Annotated in this window: 15 protein-coding genes and 4 pseudogenes; 9 read left to right on the forward strand and 10 right to left on the reverse strand. The window is 42.8% G+C overall.

Annotation, left to right across the window (positions count from 1 at the left end; translation table 11 throughout):
* Window positions 1-61: 61 nt before the first annotated feature.
* The 4 genes from TT12_RS06040 to pnuC all read right to left on the reverse strand — a co-directional run bounded on the left by TT12_RS06040 (window position 62) and on the right by pnuC (window position 1,946).
* On the reverse strand, window positions 62-586 hold the full coding sequence (locus TT12_RS06040) for a TIGR00645 family protein (protein WP_045453071.1): 525 nt from the start codon (window positions 584-586) through the stop codon (window positions 62-64).
* A 67-nt stretch (window positions 587-653) separates the two neighbouring features.
* Window positions 654-1,235 carry an AAA family ATPase gene (locus TT12_RS06045; RefSeq protein ID WP_045452990.1) on the reverse strand — a complete coding sequence of 194 codons (582 nt, stop codon included), beginning with the start codon at window positions 1,233-1,235 and terminating at the stop codon, window positions 654-656.
* Entirely contained in the window at window positions 1,186-1,446 is a 261-nt protein-coding gene (locus TT12_RS16790) for a nicotinamide mononucleotide transporter family protein (RefSeq protein ID WP_243443427.1), read from the reverse strand. The genes TT12_RS06045 and TT12_RS16790 overlap by 50 nt, the downstream gene beginning before the upstream one ends.
* Before the next feature lie 2 nt (window positions 1,447-1,448).
* Window positions 1,449-1,946: a nicotinamide riboside transporter PnuC gene (gene pnuC / locus TT12_RS06050; protein WP_243443428.1), complete on the reverse strand. Its 498-nt coding sequence runs from the start codon at window positions 1,944-1,946 to the stop codon at window positions 1,449-1,451.
* Window positions 1,947-2,244: 298 nt separating this feature from the next.
* On the opposite strand from pnuC, the pseudogene TT12_RS06055 reads away from it, so the two are divergent.
* The 7 genes and pseudogenes from TT12_RS06055 (at window position 2,245) to TT12_RS06090 (ending at window position 11,024) form a co-directional block, all read left to right on the forward strand.
* Window positions 2,245-3,389, forward strand: a pseudogene (locus TT12_RS06055) (beta-ketoacyl-ACP synthase III).
* Window positions 3,390-3,621: 232 nt separating this feature from the next.
* Window positions 3,622-4,712 (forward strand): annotated as a pseudogene (gene prfA, locus TT12_RS15380) (peptide chain release factor 1).
* 200 nt (window positions 4,713-4,912) lie between these two features.
* A complete protein-coding gene (gene lysS, locus TT12_RS06070) occupies window positions 4,913-6,451 on the forward strand; it encodes a lysine--tRNA ligase (protein ID WP_045452995.1) in 1,539 nt (512 codons plus the stop codon).
* Window positions 6,452-6,565: 114 nt separating this feature from the next.
* Window positions 6,566-7,828, forward strand: coding sequence for a hypothetical protein (locus TT12_RS06075; protein ID WP_045452998.1), 1,263 nt, complete (start codon window positions 6,566-6,568; stop codon window positions 7,826-7,828).
* A 69-nt stretch (window positions 7,829-7,897) separates the two neighbouring features.
* Window positions 7,898-9,077 (forward strand): annotated as a pseudogene (gene dnaX, locus TT12_RS19335) (DNA polymerase III subunit gamma/tau); the annotation flags it as partial.
* A gap of 387 nt (window positions 9,078-9,464) precedes the next feature.
* Window positions 9,465-9,890 carry a hypothetical protein gene (locus TT12_RS19340; RefSeq protein ID WP_045453000.1) on the forward strand — a complete coding sequence of 142 codons (426 nt, stop codon included), beginning with the start codon at window positions 9,465-9,467 and terminating at the stop codon, window positions 9,888-9,890.
* Between the two features lie 234 nt (window positions 9,891-10,124).
* A complete protein-coding gene (locus TT12_RS06090) occupies window positions 10,125-11,024 on the forward strand; it encodes a LysR family transcriptional regulator (protein WP_045448120.1) in 900 nt (299 codons plus the stop codon).
* A 110-nt stretch (window positions 11,025-11,134) separates the two neighbouring features.
* Here the strand turns inward: TT12_RS06090 and TT12_RS06095 are convergent.
* Window positions 11,135-12,317, reverse strand: a pseudogene (locus tag TT12_RS06095) (aspartate aminotransferase family protein).
* Between the two features lie 47 nt (window positions 12,318-12,364).
* The gene (locus tag TT12_RS06100; RefSeq protein WP_045453002.1) at window positions 12,365-12,556 is read right to left on the reverse strand and encodes a DNA gyrase inhibitor YacG; all 192 of its coding nucleotides are present in this window, start codon (window positions 12,554-12,556) and stop codon (window positions 12,365-12,367) included.
* Between the two features lie 209 nt (window positions 12,557-12,765).
* Here TT12_RS06100 and TT12_RS06105 point away from each other — a divergent pair, with 209 nt between their 5' ends.
* The gene (locus TT12_RS06105; protein WP_045453005.1) at window positions 12,766-13,443 is read left to right on the forward strand and encodes a class I SAM-dependent methyltransferase; all 678 of its coding nucleotides are present in this window, start codon (window positions 12,766-12,768) and stop codon (window positions 13,441-13,443) included.
* Between the two features lie 155 nt (window positions 13,444-13,598).
* On the opposite strand, the gene TT12_RS06110 is transcribed toward TT12_RS06105, so the two are convergent.
* Window positions 13,599-14,993, reverse strand: coding sequence for an ABC1 kinase family protein (locus tag TT12_RS06110; protein WP_045453076.1), 1,395 nt, complete (start codon window positions 14,991-14,993; stop codon window positions 13,599-13,601).
* A gap of 298 nt (window positions 14,994-15,291) precedes the next feature.
* Complete coding sequence (gene purD, locus TT12_RS06115; RefSeq protein ID WP_045453079.1) at window positions 15,292-16,620, reverse strand: phosphoribosylamine--glycine ligase; 1,329 nt, start codon at window positions 16,618-16,620, stop codon at window positions 15,292-15,294.
* Window positions 16,621-17,076: 456 nt separating this feature from the next.
* On the opposite strand from purD, the gene TT12_RS06120 reads away from it, so the two are divergent.
* Window positions 17,077-21,924, forward strand: coding sequence for an NAD-glutamate dehydrogenase (locus TT12_RS06120; RefSeq protein WP_045453009.1), 4,848 nt, complete (start codon window positions 17,077-17,079; stop codon window positions 21,922-21,924).
* A 159-nt stretch (window positions 21,925-22,083) separates the two neighbouring features.
* Here TT12_RS06120 and TT12_RS06125 read toward each other — a convergent pair whose 3' ends face one another.
* Window positions 22,084-25,407, reverse strand: coding sequence for an SbcC/MukB-like Walker B domain-containing protein (locus tag TT12_RS06125; RefSeq protein ID WP_243443429.1), 3,324 nt, complete (start codon window positions 25,405-25,407; stop codon window positions 22,084-22,086).
* Between the two features lie 107 nt (window positions 25,408-25,514).
* A complete protein-coding gene (locus TT12_RS16795; protein ID WP_243443430.1) occupies window positions 25,515-26,033 on the reverse strand; it encodes an AAA family ATPase in 519 nt (172 codons plus the stop codon).
* Between the last annotated feature and the right edge of the window lie 72 nt (window positions 26,034-26,105).

Genomic DNA, 26,105 nt, shown 5'->3' on the forward strand with positions numbered 1-26,105 from the left:
GGAAAAATAAGCCTTAGTGTTTTCTGATATCAGTATTTTTTGATACTAGTGTTTTCTGGCATCAGTGTTTTTTAGTATCACCAACCACTTTATCCATAATAGCAAACAATAAGCCAGACAACACAAAAGTCATATGAATGATGACTTTCCACATGAGTTTGTCCGCTTCACCCTCACTCAATTCATTAGGAATATCCATAAACGATTTTAATAGATCAATTGCAGAAATAGCGACGATGGCACCGATGACTTTTAGTTTTAGACCAGAAAAATCTACTTTTCCCATCCAACTAGGTCGATCAACATGATCACCAGTATCAATTTTTGAGACAAATATTTCATAGCCACTAAATATGATAATTAATAATAAACTGGCTACTAAAGAGAGGTCGACCAACACTAATATATTAACAATGACGTCTGATACAGAAGCGCTAAATACAGTATTAAACATCATGGCTGTTTTTTGAATGAACTTTATAAATAATAAAATAATCCCTAAGACCAGCCCTAAATAAAAAGGCGCTAATATCCAGCGGCTGTTAAAGATGGTTTTTTCTAGGTATCGTTCAATGTTTTTTAGCATGGACATCTCTTAATGCTCTTAAAGGTAAGGTTGTAGGTCATTTACTGATAACGTGGTATAGATAAATTTAAGAAAGCCATTCGAGCACTTGTTGTACCCGCTCATCTCTATCACCACCTATGCGATGAAATGGCTTTTGGTGACGGGTCAGCTGACTTTCAAAATAAGCACTGATTTCATCACGTTGATGTGGGCTATCTCTTAGGTCATCGGCGACCCACGGGATATCAACTTCGGTTAATAAAATCAAGTCGTAATGATGCGTTAATGCCGCATTGGTGAGCGCTTTAGGGCAATCACCATAATACCAGTTGGCATAAACCATTAGCTCAAATAAACTGGTGTCACAAAACAAGTAGCTGCTATCAGAATTTTGCGCGGCTTGTGCGGCGAGCTTATTTTCTAACTCAATTTGACCTTGTGCAATAGGGAGTAAATCCTCCCAAGTGCAAGTGAGGTGTTCCTTATCCCATTTTGCTTGTAGATAGGTGCGCATGTATTCTGGCACCCAAGGGCAACCAAAATGCGCTGCCAAGTCGCGACATAGCGTGGTCTTACCAGTGCTCTCTGCCCCTAGGATAGCGACATTGATGACCGATTTAGGCGTATGCTGCTTTAGGTTGCAAGCGGTAACGTCGTTGCCATTCATAGTAAGCCCAAATTGCGATAAGAGTGAAAACTACGTATTGTAGCGCAGTAAAAGTGAGACCTTTATAAAAGTATAGCGGGACTGAAATAGCATCGGCGATTATCCAGAGTATCCAATGCTCAATTTTGCGCCGCGCCATCAGCCACATCGCCATCAAAAACAGCGCGGTGGTCAGCATATCGGTGTAATCGATCCACGTAAATAAATGCAAACCTAATACCGCGCCATCAAACTAAAGTTATTATTGATGACTGGTCTGAAATAATACACCAGCGCGACAAAGGCAATAGTTGCCGAGGCTAGTAAGGCGAGTATTGGCACATCTTTTTTATTAAGATGTTCTACTTGAATAGCATTCTGGGCGTTAATGTTTGCTAACGACTCATTTTGCTGCTGACCAGTAGGGTTGATATAATCTTGCTGTTTTTTTATGGCTGTGTTTTTCTTACTCTGTGTCCAATTGATCCAGCCATATAAACTCATTACCGTATAGTAGGCATTGATAAACATATCGCCAAATAACTGCCATTTCCACAATAGATAGACAAATATAGCGGTGCTGACGAGACCTATCGGAAATACCAAAATATTGGTTCTGCTGGCGAGTAAGACACTTGCTACCCCAAATATGACAGCAATTAATTCGAGAGCAATAAAGACAGTGGGATAGTCAGCGTATTGTCCAAATAACCAGTTAAAAATTTCTACCATGAGTATTCCCAAATATGAGCGGGTTTTATGTCTCGCAGTTTTATGCGTTCGAACTGTGAACGTGTCGCTAGCAAAGTGCGCCAATTATAACGTAGCTGCTCCAAAATGAAGTCAGGACTTTGCTTATTTTTCGCAACAAACAGATTATTTGTAACAAAGTATTAGAAAAATAATTATATTCAGGCATAATAAAGGCTCTGATTTTAAGTTTACAGTTATTCACTGAAATCAAACGACTGTTATTTTTCCACTTTTATGCTTATCCCAAGCCCTATAGTAGTAGACAAGGAAGCTTATCATGACGACTTGTATCACAGGCACTGGCCTGTATATTCCGCCTTATAGCATCAGTAATGAAGAGCTAGTAGATTCATTTAATAAGTATGTTGAGAATTATAATGCAAAGCATGCTGACGAGATAGCAGCAGGAACTTTGACTGCCCTAGAGCCTTCTTCAGCAGCCTTTATCGAAAAAGTATCTGGTATCAAATCACGTTATGTGATGGAAAAGGATGGTATTTAGATCCTGAAATCATGGCACCAGTGATTCCTTATCGTCATTTAGGTGAAGAGCTGTCTATCATGGCAGAAATGGGTACTGCGGCTTTGAAAGACGCGCTAGCAGATGCGGGTCTTGAGGCGAATGACCTAGATGGTATCATCCTTGCCTGTTCAAACTTTCAGCGTACTTATCCTGCGGTCGCTATCGAGATTCAAAATGCAATTGGTATGATTGGTGGTTTTGCTTATGATATGAACGTTGCTTGTAGCGCTGCAACTTTTGGTCTATCGCAAGCACATGGCTCTATCGTTTCTGGTCTGGCTAAGCGCATCGCTGTGGTCAACGTTGAGATTACTTCAGCGCATCTGAACTGGCGTAACCGTGACAGCCACTTTATCTTTGGTGATGTCGCAACAGCATCTATCGTCGAAGAGCTAGACACGCCAAAAGGTTATGAGATTCTTAACTCTAAGCTATTTACCCAGTTTTCGACCAATATCAAAAACGAATACGGCTTTATGGATCGCTCAGAGTTCTTAGCGGCACAGACTGAGATGTATCCAGACATCAAAGAGCCAGTCACCGACAAGCTATTCTTACAAAATGGTCGAAAAGTGTTCCGTGAAGTCTGTCCAAAGGTTTCAGAGGTCATCATTGAGCATTTGCAAGAGAACGATATCGAAACGTCTGACGTTAAAATGATGTGGCTGCACCAAGCCAACGCCAATATGTTGGATTTAATCCTACGTACTGTGATTGGTAAAGAAGCAGATAAAGCGATTGTGCCAAGTGTCATTGCTGAATTTGCTAACACCAGTTCAGCCAGCCCGATGATTGTTTTCCATCGCTATAAGGATGAGCTGGCATCAGGTGATTTGGGTGTTATTTGTTCATTTGGCGCGGGTTACTCTATCGGTTCAGTGTTGGTGCGTAAGGTTTAATTTTTAAAGTATAATCTGTTACTAATAAAAAATAGCTAAGAGCAATCTTAGCTATTTTTTTGTCTGTTATTTTTGTTATGAGCATTTAATCACATTATTTAAGCAATATATTATTCAAGAATGAGGTGCTATTTGAGAATATAACGGGAAGAATGCTTAGAGGTTTTAATTTACCCCGAAAAATTTGCTATAATCACGGTCTTATTCCTCTCATCCAATTAAAAGTCCTTTTATGAAAGAATCCTTACGCCTGCGTTTAGACCAGATGGTAGACCGTTATGAAGAGGTCACCGCCTTATTATCAGATCCTAGTATCATCAGCGATAATAATAAATTCCGTGAATTGTCTGTCGAGCACAGCGACTTGATGGATATCACTACTTTATGGCAGAACTATGTGCGTGCAGAAACGGATCAGGCTGATGCAGAGGCTATGCTGGCTGATGCATCAGATCCTGACATGAAAGAGATGATGATCGATGAGATTGATACGCCCGCGAGACCATCGCAGAGATGGAAGAGGCACTCAATGTCATGATGCTACCAAAAGATCCGAATGATAAAGTGCCTGCTTTCTTGGAAATTCGAGCGGGTACAGGTGGTGATGAAGCCGCGATTTTCTCTGGTGACTTGTTTCGAATGTACCAAAAATACGCGCAGACACAAGGCTGGACAGTGGAAGTGCTGTCGGCAAGTGAAGGCGAGCATGGCGGTTATAAAGAAATTATCACTCGCGTATCAGGCAACAGCGTGTATGGTCGCTTAAAGTTTGAATCAGGCGTACACCGTGTGCAGCGTGTGCCTGAAACCGAAAGCCAAGGCCGCGTGCATACCTCAGCTTGTACCGTGGCGGTGATGCCTGAAGTTGAGATTGATGATACAGTAGATCTAAATCCAGCCGATATCCGCTTTGACACTTTCCGTTCAAGCGGTGCCGGTGGTCAGCACGTTAACACCACTGACTCAGCCGTACGTTTGACCCACATTCCAACGGGTACCGTGGTAGAGTGTCAACAAGAGCGTAGCCAGCACAAAAACCGTGCGCAAGCGATGAAAATGTTGATTTCAAAGATTCAGCAAGTCAAAGTACAGGCGCAAGTTGATGCCGCAGACACCATCCGTCGTGATTTGGTCGGTAGTGGCGATCGCTCAGAACGCATTCGCACTTATAATTTCCCACAAGGTCGCATGACCGATCACCGTATCAACCTGACGTTATACAAGCTTGATGCCATTATGGAAGGCGACTTGGATGAGATTCTTGATGCACTGTTGCGTGAGCATCAGGCTGATTTGATGGCCAGTATCGGCGGTGGTGATTAGTAACCATCAGGATATTAATGACTAGAGGCTCAATAGCTGGTCGTAAATCATTAATTCATAAAAGCGTGACACTGTCTAGATGACAGTGTCTGTTTGTTTATAGCTGTTTTTTTACGGCTATCGACTATGATAATAAGTATAGATTTAATTTTGCAGTTTTCGTTTATTCCATTTAATTATCTAATAATATTGAGAGTGTTATGTCAAAGCACAATAATCAGAACCAAGACCAAACCCCAGTTGTAGAAGACGCTAACGAGCTGATTGCACAACTGCAAGCCAAGCTAGACGATATCAGTGCTTCAGGCAAGCAGCCGTATCCAAATACGTTTAAACGTACTGATTATGCGCAAGATTTGCAAACCGCCTTTGACGGCATCTCAAAACAAGAAATTGAAGAAAAAGCGGCGAATGGCGAAAAAACACAGGTCAACGTGGCAGGCCGCGTCATGCTGAACCGTGGTGCCTTTATTGTTATTCAAGACATGACGGGTCGCATTCAGTTATATGTTGCACGCAAAGAGTTGGATCCAGAGACGTTAGCGACCATTAAATCATTAGATTTGGGTGATATTGTTGGCGTATCAGGCTATATCGGTCGCTCAGGCAAGGGCGACTTATATGTGCATATCGAAGAATTTCAGTTATTGACTAAAGCGCTACGTCCGATGCCAAACAAGTTTCATGGTTTAGCTGATGTCGAAGCGCGCTATCGTAATCGTCATCTTGATTTGATGACCAATGAGACGACTCGTGATACCTTTATGATTCGCAGTCAAGTCATTAGCGGCATTCGCAAGTTTATGTTAAATGAGCGTTTCATGGAAGTTGAGACGCCGATGATGCATCCTATCCCAGGTGGTGCGGTGGCACGTCCGTTTGTGACGCATCATAACGCTCTAGATATGCCTTTATATCTGCGTATCGCACCTGAGCTTTACTTGAAGCGCTTAGTCGTTGGTGGTTTTGAAAGAGTGTTCGAGATTAACCGTAGCTTCCGTAACGAAGGTGTATCAACTCGCCATAATCCTGAATTTACCATGATTGAATTTTATCAAGCGTATGCTGATTATCATGACTTGATGGATTTGACCGAACGCTTATTTAATGAATTGGCGATGGATATTTTGGGCACGACTGAGATTACTTATCAAGAAGAAGCCATCAGTCTAAAAGCGCCATTTATACGTTTGTCTATGTCTGATGCAATTGCAAAATATGCCGAAAATTTCGATATGGCACGTATCAATGACCGTGAATATCTGGCAGAGTACGCCTCGACAACGCTTAAGCAGCAAGTGAAAGAGGTGTTTGGTGTGGGCAAACTACAGACTATTATCTTTGAAGAAACCGCTGAACACCAATTGCGTCAGCCAACGTTCATCACTGAATATCCAGCGGAAACTTCACCACTGGCACGCCGTAGTGATGACAATCCTGAAATCACCGATCGTTTTGAGCTATTCATCGGTGGTCGTGAACTGGCAAACGGCTTTAGCGAGCTTAATGATCCTGCTGATCAGGCAGAACGCTTCCGTGGACAAGTCGCTGAAAAAGACGCTGGCGATGATGAAGCGATGCATTTTGATGAAGAATACATCGAAGCGCTGTCTTATGGCTTACCACCAACCGCAGGCGAAGGTATCGGCATTGACCGTTTAGTGATGTTGTTTACCGATTCTGCCAGTATTCGTGATGTGATTTTATTTCCGCATATGCGTCGCAAATTAGAAAGCTAGAACTGGTTTACTTGCCATAAATCCATGCTGGGACTAAACTGAACATAAGAAAGCTCTTTTGCTTTCAATGGAATGGTCCCAGATTCTTTATGAGACCTCATTTATAGGGATATCATGGATACTCAGCACGCGTCACCCTCACTTTGGCAACAAATGATTCAACAAAGTTTCTTATCTTTGTATGAGTTACCAGCAGATAAAACAACCAATCCTAAGCAGTTTCAAGGTTATGATTTTGTTTTTGAGTTTTCTAGCGCTATCATTTATTTGATCGTCAATGATGTAGTGATGCGAGCGAGTAGGCAAAAAGTAGACAGCGCTCAAGTTCGTGAGTGGAGAAAAGAAGTCGTCAACCAACTAATTAAGCGTCACGCTCAGCTTTATCTAAAAAACGATAAGTCGATGGCAGAAAGTAATACCTCGACAGCTGGTAAGGATGTTTATTTCATTGGTTTGACGTCACTGTCTGTCATGCATCAAGATGATAAACCACAAGCATCCCCGCATACGGTTGATTATGAATATGGTAGTCAGTTTTTTGCTGAAGACTGTGTTTTAGATCTGGATGATGAGCAGAGTGTTTTACAGGTATTTAGCCATCAAAACTTTGTCGATATCATCAGCCAATTGGTTACGCCAAGCGATTTGTCCGCATTTTTAGACTTTCATCGCAGCCAGCTGACAGGGTTTGAGTCATTCCAAGACGAATCGACATTACTTACCCAGTTTTTACAGTCGCCTGACTTTCATCAAAGAGCGATTAGGGTGCAAGAGCAATTGATTGACAATCAGTTGATCGATCAGATTGAGCAACGCTTGCTCAAAGCTACAGAACCAGATCAGGCAGTCTTTGCCAAAGCGCTCATGGCTGAGATTCAGAAAAATACTCAGATGTGGTACAAGCTGTTTAATAGTTTGATCAAAAATTATTATGAGGCAGGTCAACCCCTATCAAAAGAGCCGGTTGATATTTTGGTCGATGAGTCAATGTACACTTACGCTTGTTTGGTTGAAAAAATCTTAGCTTACAAAACGATGGATCAAGACTCTCGCTGGAATGGTTATGTTTGTCATGAGCACTCTTATCATGTGTTTGGACGCCATTATCTGATGGTTTTCTATGCGCAAGATGATAATAGTTCGCTGAGTGCTGACAAGGTGCGCACGTCTCAACAAGACTTGTTGTTGGAGCTCAATGCTCAAATGCAGGATCCAGTGATGGATGATTTGTTTTTGATTGGCGTAGAGTTTAGACCTTGTGATGATAGCGTCAATACAGAGGTGCATTTGGATGCCTTTTATCAAAAAGGCTCAGTGATTGACGCCAATACTCAGCGCTTATACGAACGTTTAGCACAACTTCAAGCGCAGTTATAATCTAAACCTAATATAGCTTACTGGTTTGACACTCCATCTATATTTGTATTATTCACATTGGCATTTATTATGACGCAGCAATATCAAGTTTTAGCGCGCAAATACCGTCCCAAAAACTTTCACGAGTTGATTGGGCAAACGCATGTTTCTCAAGCACTGATTAATGCGATTGATTATAACCGTTTGCATCATGCTTATCTCTTTACCGGCACACGTGGTGTGGGTAAGACCACGATTGCGCGTATCTTATCTAAATGTTTGAACTGCGATACAGGTATCACTAGTACGCCTTGCGGTGTGTGTGATAACTGCGTGGCAATCGATCAAGGGCGATTTATCGATCTTATCGAGATTGATGCGGCATCCCGTACCAAAGTAGAAGACACACGTGAGTTGCTGGATAATGTGCCGTATGCGCCAAGTCAGGGACGTTATAAAGTATACCTGATTGATGAAGTGCATATGTTGTCGACACACAGTTTTAATGCGCTTCTTAAAACTTTGGAAGAACCCCCTGAGCATGTAAAATTCTTACTTGCCACGACTGATCCGCAAAAATTGCCGATTACCATTATTTCGCGTTGTTTTCAGTTTGTACTACGTCCGCTACCGCAAACGTTACTCAGCGAGCATTTGGCAAATGTTCTTACCCAAGAGCAGGTAGGTTATACGCAGCCTGCGCTCTGGCAATTGGCCAGTGCCGCCAAAGGCTCGGTACGTGATGCGTTGTCATTGACCGATCAGGCCATTGCTTTTGGTCAAGGTGCGCTCGATGATGTTACTGTAAACGCCATGCTTGGCTTAATTGATGCGGCTGATCTGGTCAGTTTAATTACTGATATCTATAACCATGACAAATCTGCTGTCGCGGCTCATATAGAACAAATGCGTGCGCAAATGGTTGATGCGACGAGTATGTTTGATGGTCTTACTGAGTTACTGCATCAATTAGCGTTGACTCAGCTGTTGCCTGAAGTGGCATTAAATGTAAATGAGGCACAGGCGCAAGATATTAACACGCTTGCGCAGCATATGAGTCCAGACGTTCTGCAACTGTATTATGAGATTGTCGTGCAAGCACGTGAAGGTGTTAAGCTTGCGAGCACACCGATGCAAGCGCTGGAAATGTGTATTTTACGTCTGCTGGCATTTCGTCCGTTGCCAGTCGATGAGATATTAAATCATACTTATGCTGACTCTGTAGCACCTGAAGTACCAGCTATAGAAGATGGGACATCTACACCTTCTACACAGTCATCGAATAAGTCATCAAATAGCCAATCGGCTTCTGCACCGCCATTACAGTCTTATGGCGTTGATTATCAAGCACGAGATAATGATGATTTGCAAGTCGAAACCTATAACAATTTTGAGCCAAGTTTGGCTAAAAATTCTGAGCAAAATCATGATGTATTAGTGACTAGCCCTGAACCATTGTTGAGCCTGAACCGTTGTTGAGCCTGAACTCGTTGTTGAGCCTGAACTCGTTGTTGAGCCTGAACCCGTTGTTGAGCCTGAACCCGTTGTTGAGCCTGAACCCGTTGTTGAGCCTGAACCCGTTGTTGAGCCTGAACCCGTTGTTGAGCCTGATGCAAATAATTCTCAGTTAACAACGCAACTGGATGATCCTCGTACTTTGCTGCGTTGCTCACCGCAAGAACTGCTTGGTGAGTGGACACCAGAAAAATGGGATTATTGGCTACAAACGGCTCGTGAAGCGGAGATATTGGCTCAAGACGAATTGGCACTTGCGCGTCAAGGCATGATGACGGGCTTATGCGATGGCAAGGCAATATTTATAACCAGTGTAGATAGTCGGCACTTACAAACCACTTTTCAGCAATTAGCGGCTAAACTGCAACAGCAGTTCACCCAAGCAGAAATTGACTTGCAAATCGATGGCAGCGTCATGCAAGCAGAGGATAAGACGCCTGAGCGTCGCCAACAAAAGCGCTTGGTGCATGCCAAAACGGTTGCAGAAGCAAGACTGCTTGCTACGCCTGTGATGCAGTATTTGAATGAGCGCGGTGAAGGAAAAATGGGTAAGATTCAGTTGTATTAAACAGTCAGAAAAACTGTTGTTAAAATTATTTAAAAGTCTATATAGTTATTAAAGACAACTTTCATATAAAATATCAAGGCGATGTTGTACTATCGCCTTGATATTTTTGTTTTTATTGCAGAGTAAATGGGCTTTTTTAAACAAGAGAGAAATATTTAATAACGATAAGATAAATTAAGATTCGTTATAATGGTTAAGTTATATTAAAAACTGAAATGAAGTTTAGGTGAGAATATGTTGGATAATTTACGTGGTATGGCTGTGTTCGCCAGTGTGGTTGGACATGGCTCTTTTAGTGGCTCAGCACGTGAGCTTGGCATTACAACCAGTGCAGTCAGTCAGCAAATCCGCTCATTAGAAAATGAGCTGGGCGTCGTGCTATTACACCGCTCAACTCGTAAGCTGAGCTTAACAGAAGCTGGTGAAAGCTTTTATGAAGCCGCAAAGGATGTGGTAAGTGCTGCTGAACAAGGCCGGATTAAGGTCAATCAGTTGCGTGATGAGTTGGCAGGCAGCTTACGAGTGGCGACAACACCGGAGCTTGGCGTTAATCATATTTTGCCGGCACTCTCTACGTGGATGGCGGCACATGATGATCTTAGCATTACCTATCTAGCAGACAACCACTATATTGACATGATTGATGAGCGGATCGATATTGCGATTCGTATGAGTCCATCGATTAATGACTCGAGCCTCAGCAGTCATCCATTGACCGATGTGCGCCAAATGTTGGTTGCTTCACCGCAGTACCTACGCCAACATACCAAACTGCAGACGCCTAAAGATTTGGCTGACCATCAGCTGATTTGTATTGAAATCATGAAAGATGCCAATCAAATTGATCTCATTCAGACAGAAACGGGTAAAAAGACGCGTACGAAAATGAATTCACGCATTTATACCAATAATGTCTTTATGGCGACCACCTTGGCAAAAGAAGGTCATGGCTTGGTTAGAATGATGGAAATGGACATCAAAAAAGAGCTTGAAAATGGTGATTTGGTCGAAGTGTTGACCGGTTATCAATTACCAAGTTTTGTACTATATGCTGTCACCTTAAACCGTGATCAACAGCCAGCCAAAATCACTCGCTGTTTAGAGGTGTTAAAAAAGTATTTTCATGCTAATTAGATGACGTTTGAATAATGCACCGTAGAGAGTAGTTTAAAGCCTCCAAAAGCAAAAAGCCTATAGACATATTATCTATAGGCTTTTTTAGTGTTAGCGTCTAGTGTGACCAATCATCTAAATGATGGTTTTAGCAAGTCAATCAAACGCTCAGCCACTTGTGTGCTCTCATCGCGGCTCATATTAAGCGGCGGTAGCAAGCGCACAACATGCCCACCAGTGACATTGATGATTAGCTTTTGCTCATCACGCGCACGATCAACCAACTGACTACAGTCCATGTCTTCAGGCAAAGCGATACCAATCATCATACCTGCACCACGACTGCTGACGCCGTATTGTCCTAGTGTATCGACCAGCGTCTCACGAATAAACAGCCCTTCGGTTACGGCATTGGTCATGATATCACTGTTAGCCAATACGTCATACACGCTATGTACCACACGACTGGCGAGCGGCGTGCCGCCATAAGTAGAACCATGGCTACCAGCACCAAACAGGCCATTAGCGCGGCCACGTACCATACACGCGCCTACTGGAAAACCGTTACCCAAGCCCTTAGCTGTCGTCAATACATCAGGACGCGCATTACTATGTTGATAAGCGAAGTATTTACCCGTACGGCCATTACCTGTTTGCACTTCATCTAGCATAAATAGCCAGTTGCGTGCTTCACACTCTACTTGTAATTCTTCAAGATACGTAAATCCGTTGGCAGCAGTATTTAAACCCCCTTCACCTTGAATAGGCTCTACAAAGATGGCGCAAATTTCATCATGATCTTGCGCGGCTTGCTTAATCGCGGCAATATCGCCAAAGGGTACACGGATAAAATCCTCATCTAATGTGTAAAACTTCACGGGCTTTTGGGTTGGCGGTGGCTGACAATGATAGTAAGGTACGACCATGGAATGACTGCTCCATAACGATGACTTTTGGGCGTTTAAAACCTTGCTGATAGGCATATAGACGCGCCAATTTGAGCGCCGCCTCGTTCGCTTCAGCACCACTATTGGCAAAAAACACACTGTCCATTTGGGCGGCTGTACATAGCACTTCACCCGCACGCTCTTGCCAGTCGATACCGAATAAATTACTGGTATGTACTAAAGTCGCTGCTTGCTGCTGAATGGCGTCAGTCACTTGCGGGTGGCAATGCCCTAGACCGCATACGGCAATACCAGTCAGCGCATCTAAATAAGGCGTGTCATCTTTGGTATATAGCCAGCTGCCTGAACCGCGTGTAAAGCTGATTGGCTGACGGTTATAAGTGGGCATCAGATAAGTAGCAGACATATAAAACATCCTTAAGATGATAAATTAGTTAAAAGAGAAGGTGTTGATTATAGCTCGTCAGAAAAAGGCGTGGTTTCTGCAGGTAAGGTATAGTCTTCATTTGCCCATGCACCTAAGTCGATAAGTTTGCATTGACTGCTACAAAACGGCTTGTATTTATTGTCTTGCCATGCTGTCTTGGTACCACAACGTGGGCAAGGATAGGTTTTAGGGGAGGTGTGGGGGGTAGATTCAGTCATGATAAGAGTGGGAGTATCCTCGATTTATTTGTATGATGAACGTCATTAGCGAGCGGCAGTCGGTAATTGCATCTATTTTCATCTCGTACGCGCTTGATAGACTACGATAGCGCGTTAATCGCTGTCGCTATATTACTATTGAAGTAGATTGGCTATATAATAGCATGCGCCCGAATAATGGCAAAAGACAAATACTTTAAGGATAGTAGATGACCGATAATATTGAGCTTACACATCAGCAACAGCGAGCATTTCAACCAGAAAAGCTTTCAGCACCACGTGATTTTATTATGCCAAATATCATTCACGACAATAAAAGTACTGTCCCTTTAATATTAGAAATTGGTGCAGGGAAGGGTAAGCATGCGCTTGGTTTCGCCGCAAAAAACACCGATAAGTACCTGATTGCAATTGAACGTACGCGTAATAAGTTTGACGCTTTTGCCAAACTGGCAGTGCTACAAGATTCACCGAATTTAACCGCCATTCATGCTGATGCGATCGCATGGATTGTGCATGCCATTAAACCCAATAGTGTCAGTAAAATCTTCATACTGTACCCCAATCCTGAACAGCATAATCCCAACCAGCAATGGCTAAACATGCCTTTCTTCGAGTTTCTATTGTCACGCTTGCAAGTAGGTGGAGAGGTGGTACTAGTAACCAACATCGAAGCCTATATAAATAATGCAGAGCAGCAAGCAAAGGAGATATGGTCGTTGCCTAATGAGCGCTATCAAGTCGCTGATGACAGTCAGCGCACGCATTTTGAAATAAAATATTTAGCCCGTGGAGAGGTATGCTGGGAGCTTAATATGCGTAAGCCGGAGAGTTATAAAACTAGGTTTGATGAGTGGCAGGCCGATACTGTAAATCAGGTTAAATAACCTAAGTAATAAATCGAAATAAATCTTGCTGATAATAAGTGCTAATTTATAATATATAAAATAGCCTAAGCAAACAAAATGCTAAAAAATAAAACCGCCACAAAAGGGCGGTTCAAAAATTACTTACTATTAGAAAAAATTTTCTTCAACCAAAACTACAAATAAGGTTTTACTAAAGTATCCGAATCAGTATAAGCATCAAGCACCGTCAAAAAGGTATAAGCACCAATAAATTTTCGACTAATAAACATAAATTCTTTTGGTGGTAAGTTAAACTCAAAAGACTGCATCGCTTTTGTGGCTTGTGTTGAGAGGCGAGAGTGAAGTTTGCTGTTCGCCCAAATATAACGGTCGTCCTTATCTAGACAGTCGATAGGAATGTCAGGATTGGTCGCTGGATCACTAAACGGTTCAGTTGCCAATAAAAATAGTGACGCCATATCAGAGCGTACTTTATCACTCATACTATCAAAGAAGTCATAACCCGTCATCGCAAGCATCATCGCCTGATGATCATGGCGGTAACCCGCTTTTAATAAGCCATGCGCAATGGTCAAAAGGTTGTTATCAAATTGACGAATAGCACCAAAATCTAATAATACTAATTTATCGATATCGCCTTCATTTTCACTGACACGAACCAAATAATTACCAAAGTTCGGGTCTGTCTGCATTTCACCCCACACAAAAATCTCTTGCATCATGATTTCGATGGCTGCCTGACCAATAGCGTTACGACGCTCATGAGGTAATAATTGTAATGCCTCAGAAACTACGGTAATACCTGGCTCATAAGACATGCAGAGTAGGCGTTTTTTGGAATAAGTGCGATTAATCTTGGGAACTATGTAACGCGGATCATTACTCAAACGGTCATAAAATCGTTCTGTCGTCGCGGCTTCAGCTTCATAGTCCACTTCATGATGGAGTAGGTCACGTATCTCTTCGAACCAAGCATCGAGTGAACGGGTCTGCGGAACGATATTACTTACTCTTAATAGTTGCTTAAATAAAGCAAGATCCGAGTTGATCGCATCAGCAACACCCGGATACTGAATTTTTAATACAACTTGCTCGCCAGTTGCAATCACGGTGGCTCGATGAACTTGAGCGAGCGACGCGGTACCTATAGGAACCGTATCGACATCTAATTCATGTAGTTTTTCACCCAATAATTGCTGCAGCGTTTGTTGCATGGTTGGCCATGATAGCGTAGCGGTATCGTCATTGAGCGTTTGCAAGGCACGGGTGATTTCTGGTGGCAAAATATGTTCACCATAAATCGCTAGCATTTGACCAATTTTGACGACTGAACCTTTTAGCTTACCTAGCTCTTCTGCGAGGTAGTTTGCTTGGGCTTCCATAAATACTTGGTTGCGTGCTGTGCGAGCTTCTTTATTTAAGAACATGCCAGACACACTATTACCCGCCCAGCGGCGACCAATATTTAAGGAAGTTTTAGCAATCGACATTCGCCTATCAAACCCTGAGGTTTTTAAGTTATCGATGGATTGCTTGGTGCTAGAAGGTTTAGACGTATCATTTGCCATAAATATAATCATTCATCCAGTTGGTATTGATTTGTGGGTTCAAAACCTACAATACAAGGGAGATGCGATGTACGGGTACAAAATTGTATCATATAAAGCACATTTGGTTGATGAGCCTAAGCTTGCCAATAGCAGTTACTTTGTAAGCCGCAGTATATATTTGCAGATTATCACTTCGTAAAAAATAATATCAAAAAATAAGACCTAGCATGATGCTAGGTCGAATCATAAAAGCTAAGAGTAATTTGGTGTATCAGACTAAAAATGCGAAAAGCTCTCGCCTGAGTAATATTTATTTTTAACTGTTTTCACGAGCAATGGCATGATGACCAATATCACGGCGATACTGTGCACCATCAAAACTAATCGCACCTGTTACCGCAAGTGCGGCTTGCTGAGCATCTGAAATACTATCTGCAAGAGCAGTCACGCATAATACACGTCCGCCATTCGTCACCACTTCTTTTTCACGGTCTATGGCATCACTGTCAGAAAACGCTGTGCCCGCATGGAAGACTTTGACAGCGTTGTCATTATTGTCATCTAGTTCTGGCAAGCCAGCAATTACATCACCTTTTGATGATGTTTCAGGATAGCCTTTTGAAGCAATGACGATACCGAGGGCAGGGCGGCTGTCCCATTGAGCATCACTAGGTAACTGTCCTGCTAGACCTTGTGCCACCAAATCTACCATTGATGATTGTAAACGCATTAAGATAGGCTGAGTTTCTGGATCACCAAAACGGCAGTTAAATTCGATCACATAAGGATCACCTGCCTCATCAATCATAAGACCTGCATATAAAAATCCTGTATAAGGGTGACCCGCATTATTCATTGCATCAACCACTGGCTGAATGACTTGAGTCATGACTTTTTCATGGACATCTTGAGTGACCACTGGCGCAGGAGAGTATGCTCCCATACCGCCTGTGTTCGGACCTGTATCGCCTTCAAAAGCCCGTTTATGGTCTTGGCTCGTTGCCATTGGCAAGATATTTTTACCATCAATCATGCAGATAAAGCTGGCTTCTTCACCTTGCAAAAACTGCTCAATCACCACTCGGCTGCCTGCATCACCAAACTTATTGTCCGCAAGCATGTCATCGATGGCCTCATATGCCTGTTCGATAGTTTCTGCAACGATGACCCCTTTACCAGCGGCAAGGCCATCAGCTTTGATAACGATGGGTGCACCTTTTTCATCGATATAAGCTTTGGCTGCCACCGCTTCGGTGAAGCCTTTATAGGCTGCGGTAGGGATATTGGTTTGCTCCATGAATTCTTTGGCGAAGGTTTTGGAACCTTCTAACTGCGCACAGTATGCTGTTGGTCCCCACGCTTGAATCCCAGCATCGCGGCAAGCATCAACGATACCAGTGACCAAAGGCGCTTCTGGTCCAACAATGACCATATCAATGGCATTGTTTTGGCAAAAATCGATGATTGCACTATGTTCACTAGCGTTCTCGTCAGTCGATACTAGGACAACGTTTTGGCATTTAGGTTCAAGCGCTGTACCAGCATTACCAGGCGCGACGTAGACATTATTGACCTTATCGTCTTTTGCACATTGCCATGCTAGCGCGTGTTCGCGACCACCTGAACCAATCACCAAAATATTCATCATACGTCTTGCCCTTAGCATTAAAGTTAATTATGAGTTAGCCACACACTCTCAAATATACTGGCATATTCTAACAAAAAAGTCGTACCGATTGCCATGAGTATCCACTTGCCAGCAATTAATCATTAATAAACGGAAAAACTTGTCTCATGAGCAAATGTTATCGACATGTTGCTGATTCATGAAATGATGTTGTAGCTTTAGCTGGCGCGCTATGTACGTTACACTTCACTAAATTAATGGTATTAAATCCCAATTGCGACATATTCCTAAAAATAAGGGTGAAAAAAGGAGAGAAACTTAAAATATCAAGAAAAAACAGAATAAATTGCGTAAATGGATATACTGCTCTGCAGCACCAATAATGTTTCACATATTTATGCGCTGCCATTAGTTAGTACGAATTAATAAACTTAAATAAATGATAAATCAAATCTATAAAAAAGGATGAAGGACATGCCAAACTCCCTCAGTATCGCAAAAGAGCGCATCGGCCAGATAAGCGATATTGCTACCAGTTATGTACAAAAAGACAAATCATTATTTGATCATTTTATTCATAGCTATTATCAGCCATTGCACGCAGAGGCAGCTGAGACTATCAGTAATGCTGACCTAGCGGGCATGGCATTACATCATTTTACGTTGCTCCAAGCCTATGATGGTAGCAAGCCACAACTGAAGGTGCTGAACCCCAAAGCAGAAGAGCAGCATTTTCATAGCTCACATACGGTTATTCAAATTGTTGCCTATGACAGACCGTTTTTAGTCGATACGATTTTGATGAGTCTTGAGTCTGAAGGTATCGATGTTCATCGTACTTATAACATCATTGTCAGTGTTGCACGTGATGATAATGGTCATATTACTCATGTCGAAGGCGCACATGAAAGCGCGACCTCTCATTTGTCTTTGATTCATTGTGAAATTGCCTATCAAGATGATGAAGATCTGGCTGCGCTACAGCAAATGTTATTGGCAAAAATTGATACGCTAGATACAGTCGTTGGCGATTGGAAGCAGATGCGTGCGCAGTTGACGGATATCAAAGCTGAGCTATCAAATAAACCACTGCCAGAAGTTTTTTACTCGCAGCAAGAGATACAAGCGTTTTTAGATTGGATATTAGACGATCATTTTATATTTTTGGGTTATCGTGAATACCGTTTGGAAGGCGGGCAGGCTGTCGAAGTGAATGCTGAACCTGCTGATTTAGATTTATTCGCCATTGGTAATAGCGGTCTTGGTCTATTACGCGGTGCTGAAGAAGATAAACTGTCCGAAAGTTTTAGCCAATTGCCAAAAGTATTAAAGCAACTATTGACTGAACCACGAGTGTTGATGTTGTCCAAATCAAGCCGTGTATCGCCTGTGCATCGTCCCGTATATATGGACTTTTTGGGTATTCATAAATTTGATGACAATGGTAAGCTGGTTGGTGAATATCGATTTATTGGTCTATTAACCTCACAAGCGTATCAACTAACGGTACAGCAAATTCCGCTATTACGTGACAAAGCTAATAAGATTATGGCGATGGCAGAACTGCCGCGTGACGGTCATGCGCATCATAAAATGATGCATGTGATTAACACCTTGCCGCGTGACGACTTGTTTCAAGCCAGCGTCGAAGAGCTATATCCTATCGTTTCTGGTATCAGCCAGTTGCAAGATAAAAAGAGCCTGCGCCTATTCAGCCGTGTGGATCATTATCAGCGTTTTGTCTCATGCTTGGTCTATATCCCGCGCGACAAGTTCAACACCGAGCTACGTATCAAAGTACAGAACGTCCTAAAAGAAGCCTACGGTGGCACATCATCAGGGTTTACCACCGAATTCAATGAATCAGCTCACGCACGTGTGCATGTCCACGTGCGTACGGTGCCAGGTCAAGTGAAAGACGTCGATACTGCTGCACTTGAAGCAAAACTATCTGCTTTAATGCAATCATGGAGCGACAGCTATCAAAAGATGCTGCTGGATAATGTGGGTGAGCAACAAGCCAATGCTTTAAACCGTCGCTTTTTGAATTATATCCCTGCGGCTTATCAAGAGCGTTTTGATGCCCGTACTGCGGTTGAAGACACCAAGCGTTTGGCTGTATTGACAGAAGAACAGCCGATGATTTGGCATTTATACCAATCAACCGGCGACGCAAGCAATCAATTACACCTAAAACTGTATGGTCGTGAACAGCCTGTCATTTTGTCTAAAGTCCTGCCAATCCTTGAAAACTTTGGTGTGTCTGTCATTTCAGCACAAACCTATGAGTTTGATCTGCCTGAGCAGCCCATTTGGATGCAAGAGTATGAGTTAACACTGGAGCATGTCGATACTGTCAACATGCAGGTAGTGCGTGGTCAGTTTGAAGACAGTCTCAAACAGATTTGGGCAGGGCATGTCGAGAGCGACTCTTTTAACGAGTTGGTATTGACGACCAATTTAGACACTTATGATGTGGTGGTACTACGAGCATTGTCACGCTATATGATGCAAGCGAAAGCACCATTCTCTAGTACGTATATTCAGCAAACGGTAGTAAAAAATAGCGACATTAGCGTGGCGCTCGGTAGTCTGTTTGATGCCCGTATGAACCCTAAGTACAGTGAAGATGAGCGCACAGAAAAAACCGCGCAGATTCAACAGCAAATCACAGCGGCATTGGCAGGTGTGGATAGCTTGGATGAAGACCGTATCTTACGTTGGTATTTAGATTTAATTAACGCCATGGTACGCACCAACTTCTATCAAACCGATAGCGATGGTCAGCGTAAAGATCGTTTATCGTTTAAGTTTTTGGCAGCAGATATTCCTAATCTACCAAAACCAAAGCCGATGTTTGAGATATTCGTGTATTCGCCGCGTGTTGAAGCCGTGCATTTGCGCGGTGGTAAAGTGGCCCGTGGTGGTCTGCGTTGGTCGGATCGTATGGAAGATTTCCGCACCGAAGTGCTTGGTTTGGTCAAAGCACAAATGGTCAAAAACGCCGTAATCGTTCCTGTTGGTTCAAAAGGCGGTTTTATCGTCAAAACCAAAACCATGGCAGATGGTCGCGACGCATTCCAAGCCGAAGGCATTGCTTGTTATCAAGCATTCCTACGCGGTATGCTCGATGTGACTGATAATATCGTTGATGGAAAAATTGTCCCGCCAGCCAACACCGTGCGTCATGATGAAGATGATCCGTACTTAGTGGTCGCGGCTGATAAAGGAACCGCCAGCTTCTCTGATATTGCCAATGCCTTGTCTGCTGAATATGACTTCTGGCTCGACGATGCCTTTGCTTCAGGCGGCTCGGTTGGTTACGATCATAAAGCCATGGGTATCACTGCACGCGGTGGTTGGGAATCGGTCAAACGCCACTTCCGTATGCGCGGCATGGACATTCAGAACCGTGATAACTTTACCGTGGTTGGTATTGGCGATATGAGTGGTGACGTATTCGGCAATGGTATGCTGCTCTCCACCCATACCCAGCTGGTCGCTGCATTTAACCATCTACATATCTTTATTGATCCTAATCCAGATGCTGCTGCTTCACACGCAGAACGTGCCCGCTTATTTGACATGCCGCGTTCGACGTGGGATGACTATGAAAAGTCACTTATTAGCCAAGGAGGTGGCGTTTTCTCCCGCCAAGATAAGAGCATCACGCTCAGTGCTGAGATGAAACAGCGTTTTGATATCGCTGAAGATAGCATGGCACCCAATGAGTTAATCAGTGCGTTGTTAAAATCGCCTGTTGACCTTATTTGGAATGGCGGTATTGGTACTTACGTGAAAAGCGTGAATGAGAGTCATGCTGATGTCGGTGACCGTGCCAATGACGCCGTACGGGTCAACGGCAGTGAGCTACGTACGGCCATCGTTGGTGAAGGTGGTAACTTAGGCTTTACCCAGCAAGGGCGTATCGAATATGCACAAACAGGCGGTCGCATTTATACCGACGCTATCGATAACTCAGGCGGCGTAAACTGCTCAGATCATGAAGTAAATATCAAAATTTTACTTGGTAAAGTAGTCGAGCAAGGCGACATGACTTTAAAGCAGCGTAATGAGTTGCTTGAGAGCATGACTGATAGCGTGGCAGAACTGGTATTGCGTCAAAATTACCTTCAGCCACAAGCCATTGAGCTTAGCCACATTCGTGCGGCGGCTAACTTAAGCGATCATCAGCGTTTTATTCAGATGTTAGAAGGTGAAGGGCGTCTTGATCGGGCAATTGAATATCTGCCATCAGATGAAGAAATTGCCAAACGTCAAAAAGTAGATACTGGCTTGACCAATCCTGAGCTGGCAGTTGTCATGGCTTATGGAAAAATGTGGGTGTATGACAACTTATTATCATCAGACTTGCCAGATGATGCGTACTTTATCAATGAGCTGCGCAAGTATTTCCCTGATGAGCTGGCGACGCGTTTCTTTGATGAGATGACTGAACACCGCTTACATCGTGAGATTATCAGCACCTATTTGACCAATAGTGTGGTCAATCGTTTGGGTATTGAAGCACTGTTCCGTCTTTATGAGGAAACAGATCAATCGCTGGCGACCATCGTACGTGGTTATGCGATTAGCCGTGATGTCTTCAATGTGTCAAAAGCTTGGAACACCCTTGAAGCACTGGACAATCAAGTCGATGCTACATTACTGCTAACTCTTGAGCTGCGTTTGCGTGATGCGCTTGAGCAAGGTGTTGTTTGGTTTATCAATGCCTTTGGTCAAGAATTGCAAGTTGCTGACATGATCAGTCGCTTTAGTGATAGTGTTGAGAAATTAACCAAATCAGGCGGCTTTATTGAGCAACAATTTGCAGAATACTTGCAAGAAGACACCACTAGCCTGATGCAGGATGATCTGTCTAATAGTGATGCTGCGTTGTTTGCGATGCTGCCTTATCATGTTGATGCACTTGATGCCGCACTGCTCGCTGAGCAATATGAGCGTCCTGTTGATGAGATTGCAACGTTGTACTTTGATGCCTATCACGTCTTGCAGTTAGATTGGATGATGGACAACATTGCCACTTTACCACAGCAAGACTACTGGGATCGCCGCGCACGCCATGCGTTGATGAATGAGCTGTCACGTAGTCTACGTCTACTGATGGATGCCATATTATCTAAACCAGATGCCAAGCAAGCATTTGGTGAATGGCGTTCACGCCACTTAGATCATCTGGAGTCTGTCACCACAGAGATGAGCAAGTTAGATAATCTGCATAGCAATGATGAAAATGGTCAAATTGGTCTTTCAACGTTGTCAGTATTAATGAGTGAGCTAAGCGGTTTGGTAACCAAGTAACTAAACTAACTAAGTAACTAGTCATTCAATAAACAACAAGATAAAGGTCTTTTTAAAAAAACCACCGTTATTAATTAACGGTGGTTTTTTATTGTCTGGCTAAGCGTAAAAAGTAATCAACGGCGTGATGCACGCTCGACTCTTGATGACCGCTTTAACTTACGAGGCTTTTTCATTAGTAATATTGACCACTCGGCGACAGCCTTGACCACTGATTTGGCTAAAACCACCTGAGATTTTTTCAACCTTGATTTGAGTCAAGATGCGATCTTTTAACGCCTGTACGTGAGAGATAATGCCAATAAGCTTACCTTCTTGCTGTAAGCTCGTTAAAGTATCGAGCGCAATATCAAGCGACTCTTCATCAAGCGTACCAAACCCTTCATCCAAAAACAGTGAATCCACGCGAATGTTGTGACTTGCCATCTGCGATAGCCCAAGGGCGAGCGCCAAGCTGATAATAAATCCTTCGCCGCCCGATAGATTTTTGGTACTGCGAATATCACCGCCTTGATAGTTATCAATCACATTAAGCTCAAGCGGATTACTGTCATCATGAATGAGCAAATAGCGGTCACTCATTTTTTGCAGTTGCGTATTGGCATGGCTAATCATGACTTCAAACGTTAAGCCTTGGGCAAAGGTACGATATTTTTTGCCATCAGCAGAACCAATTAACGTATGTAGCTGCTGCCAAACTTGTAGTTTTTGTTTTTGTTCATCGATTGCAATCAGCTGTGTCGCCTGTTGCCCTTTTTGGCTGTCGTTATCCTTAAGCCTTTGGTCAATCGCACCAATTTTTTGACTTAACTCATCGATATCCGCCTGTATTTGATGATACTTGCTAGCAAGTGTTTCTCGGTCTTCATCTGTCATAGGGGTAGCAAGTTTTTGCTGTAATGCTTGCTGAGTATTGTCTAACTGCAACTTAGCCTGTTGTAGAGTATTATCAATCGCTAGTTTACGTATATGTAATGCCTCACGCTCTTCTTTGGGCAGACGCGCATTCAAAAAATCTGCTTCATCGACGAACTTTGACTCTATGAGTAAGTTAGTAAAAATGCTGTCCTGTGTATTTACGGTAGTAGTCGCCGACTGTCGCTCTGTGGCTAGCTGTTGCTCTCTGCTCTTTAATTGCTCTAAAGACTGCTGTATAGAATCTAGCTGTTTTTGCGCTATGATTTGTTTGGCTTTAGCCTCATCAGCAGCGCTGCGTAACTGGTTTTCTTCATAGTCTGTATCTTTATCTGCGAATAGCGACTGTCTTTCTGTTTTTAGCCGCGTAATAGCCTTGGTTTTATCATTGATCACATTTTCTAAGTTTTTGAGCGCAGTTTCATCATGGGTAAGCTGCGATTGTTTGGTATCAATCTGCGCAGTTAAACCACTTAAGCTATTCAATAGTTGTTGTTGGCTGCTGCTTTGCTCATTGTAGTGTTGCTTCAACTGCTTTAAGACACGACTTTGGGCACGAAATTTTTCAATATAACGGTCATAATCATCGACACTATCAAGCACTTTTTGCTCGTTGATATCGTGAAACAGTTTCTCAATTGCGGCTTGAACCTCTGTACCTGCCAGCTCGATACTGACATAATTTTTGTATTTATCGACTGGGTACTTACTTACCAAAGCTGCAATGGTCGCCATCAAGGGTGACAGTTCGGAGAAGTTAGCAGCGGTTTTCTCATCGATGCTCTCTATTTTTTGAGCAGTCAGCTTTAGGTCAGTTGTCAGATGGCTTATCTCACCAATAAGGGCTTGCTGCTGTTTTTCCTCGCTCTCTATGGCCTTACTGAGCGCTGATATACTGTCGCTAAGGTCATCATATTGGGTGAGTATTAGTTTAAGAGCGTGTTTTTGTTCAAGTAGATTGCATTTAATGCTACTTAATAGGGTTAAAGAGCGCTCAACATCAGCATCAATTTTTAAATGGGCAAGCGGCTGGATAATCGCCACAATCGATTCCGAATAATTATTTTTAGTGTTAAATAGCGAGGAAAGGTTAGACTGAATATCATCGGTTAACGTTTGAGATTGATGCTGTAAGGGTGTCAGCTGCTGCTGTTGATTATTGATGGCTTCTTTTTTGGTGGCATGGTCGATATGATGTTTAGATAAAGTCTGCTCAAGATTATCAATAGCAGTTTCTAATTCAGCTATGTGCTGTTGAGTTAATTGCGCCTTAGTCTGTTTTATTGTGGACGACTGGTTTTGGTCGTCATTGGCGTCGGTATTATTATTCTTGGTACTAGGGTCTAATAACGGATGATGTTTACCATAAGGATGCTCATGTGCTCCGCAAAGCGGGCAGGGCGACCCATCCTCTAGCTCTACTATATAATCTTCAAGATTAGCGACCTTTTGTAGTAGATGTAGATGCTCTTGTTTCTCTTGTCTCTTGAGCTTAGCCTCTTCAATATTTATCTTATGACTGGCAATCAAACCTTCTAAAGTCTTAAGCTCTTGATTCAGTTTGGGTATCGTTGCATTGATGTGTTGAATTTGGTTGGTACGCTCAGACAGCTGCTCTAGCTTAATATTGGCTTGCGCAATCTGGGTGCTGATTTGATCGACTTGCTCTTGATCACTACGCATATTAGCAATGGGCTGGTTTTGAATGAGTGTGGCTTGCTGCTGTTGTACGCTGGCAAGTTGCTCGCGCTGCTGCGTTATCAATAATTTCTCTGCGTTTTGCTGCTTATATAACTTATCAAAATCAGTCTGTAGCATGCGGGCTTGATTACTATAAGCAAGTTTATCCGCTGTTAGATTGGCATTATCTTCCAACAGCGCCATTAATTGGCGACAGCTGTTATCGAAGGTCACCATATCTGTATCGAGATCGTTTAGCTCTTGGTAGTCGCGAAAGTACTTTTCTATACTGCTAAGCTGAGTCTGAGTCTTTTGCTCTGTTTGTTTGTGGTCAGCTATATCTTGACCTAATTGTTTAGTGTTACTAACTAATACCTCTTTACGCTGATTATCGCTAGCTAAAGAATAAGAGTGCTGTTTTATCTCAGCATCCAACTCACGCGTCTTTTTAATAATAGGCAAAGTAGCATGTAGGCTATCTGTGGCTTGCTTTGCAATGGTATTGATAGAGTTTAAATGGGTATTGGCGTGTGCCAGCGCTTCTTGCTGAGTTGGAATCTTATTAAGCAAATCTTGCTGCTCAACCTCTAACTGCTTAACCAAATTTCGGCTGTAGCTAAGCTCACGGAAATAGCTATCAATCTCTAAAGCCTTATTAGCGCCATCTAAACACTGCGCTTCTGGAATAAAGGTTTGCTGCGTATGCTGTGCCGCTAAAAAATCGGTCTGATAGGTCGAGAGATTTTGCTGTAGCTGCTGAACGCTATCCAGCCATTGTAACTGTTCACTCAGGGTTTTAAAGGTTTGGCGCTGTGCGCTCTGCTGTTGGTTAAAGCTCTCTAAATCTGCTACCAGTAGTTTTTCGTCTTCAATATTTAATAACGACAAGCTATTCACGCCTGCCTGTAGTTTGTCAAGCGCTTCTTCCTCAAAGCGTTTCTTTTCATGAACGTTTAACGATATTTTGGCATAAATAGCAGTACCCGTTATTTTCTCTAAAATCGCGCTCTATCGCCGATATCAGACTTTAAAAACGCGGCAAAACTGCCCTGTGCGAGCATGATGGAACGAGTAAATTGATTGAAATCCATGCCGATGAGGTTTTGTATATAGGCAGAAGTTTTGGACTTCTTCTCTTCTAAAATCTTGCCGGTCTGCACCTCACTAATCTCATGCTTAATTGGTAATAAATTGCCCTTGGCTTTTTTGTGGGCACGATGTTGATACCAGTAGCATTGATAACGCTTGGAATCAATCTCTATAATGACTTCTGCTGAGCATTCACCTGTACCTTGAGTCATGATCTCATTCGTTGAACCAGTGATATCACCCAATCTCGGCGTTTGGCTATAGAGTGCTAAGCAAATCGCATCCAATATGGTCGTCTTGCCAGCCCCCGTTTGCCCAGTAATGGCAAAAATACCTTCGTTAAGAAAAGCGGGATCACTAAAGTCAATGTGCCATTCGCCTTTTAAGGAGTTGAGGTTTTTAAGTCTTAGTTCTATTAGGCGCATGGCAGGGTCTTATTTTTTATAGGTAGTAATAAAAAGGGCAATAATGAGAAATGAAGCTATTATTCTAGCTAG

This window comes from Psychrobacter sp. JCM 18903 (genome assembly GCF_000586475.1).
Lineage (GTDB): Bacteria > Pseudomonadota > Gammaproteobacteria > Pseudomonadales > Moraxellaceae > Psychrobacter.

What these genes read in the sequence shown, in the direction of transcription:
- TT12_RS06040 (WP_045453071.1), bottom strand. Translation starts at nt 586, where the DNA reads ATGCTAAAAAACATTGAACGATACCTAGAAAAAACCATCTTTAACAGC.
- TT12_RS06045 (WP_045452990.1), bottom strand. Translation starts at nt 1,235, where the DNA reads ATGAATGGCAACGACGTTACCGCTTGCAACCTAAAGCAGCATACGCCT.
- pnuC (WP_243443428.1), bottom strand. Translation starts at nt 1,946, where the DNA reads ATGGTAGAAATTTTTAACTGGTTATTTGGACAATACGCTGACTATCCC.
- lysS (WP_045452995.1), top strand. Translation starts at nt 4,913, where the DNA reads ATGTCAAAGCACAATAATCAGAACCAAGACCAAACCCCAGTTGTAGAA.
- TT12_RS06075 (WP_045452998.1), top strand. Translation starts at nt 6,566, where the DNA reads ATGGATACTCAGCACGCGTCACCCTCACTTTGGCAACAAATGATTCAA.
- TT12_RS06090 (WP_045448120.1), top strand. Translation starts at nt 10,125, where the DNA reads ATGTTGGATAATTTACGTGGTATGGCTGTGTTCGCCAGTGTGGTTGGA.
- TT12_RS06100 (WP_045453002.1), bottom strand. Translation starts at nt 12,556, where the DNA reads ATGACTGAATCTACCCCCCACACCTCCCCTAAAACCTATCCTTGCCCA.
- TT12_RS06105 (WP_045453005.1), top strand. Translation starts at nt 12,766, where the DNA reads ATGACCGATAATATTGAGCTTACACATCAGCAACAGCGAGCATTTCAA.
- TT12_RS06110 (WP_045453076.1), bottom strand. Translation starts at nt 14,993, where the DNA reads ATGGCAAATGATACGTCTAAACCTTCTAGCACCAAGCAATCCATCGAT.
- purD (WP_045453079.1), bottom strand. Translation starts at nt 16,620, where the DNA reads ATGAATATTTTGGTGATTGGTTCAGGTGGTCGCGAACACGCGCTAGCA.
- TT12_RS06120 (WP_045453009.1), top strand. Translation starts at nt 17,077, where the DNA reads ATGCCAAACTCCCTCAGTATCGCAAAAGAGCGCATCGGCCAGATAAGC.
- TT12_RS16795 (WP_243443430.1), bottom strand. Translation starts at nt 26,033, where the DNA reads ATGCGCCTAATAGAACTAAGACTTAAAAACCTCAACTCCTTAAAAGGC.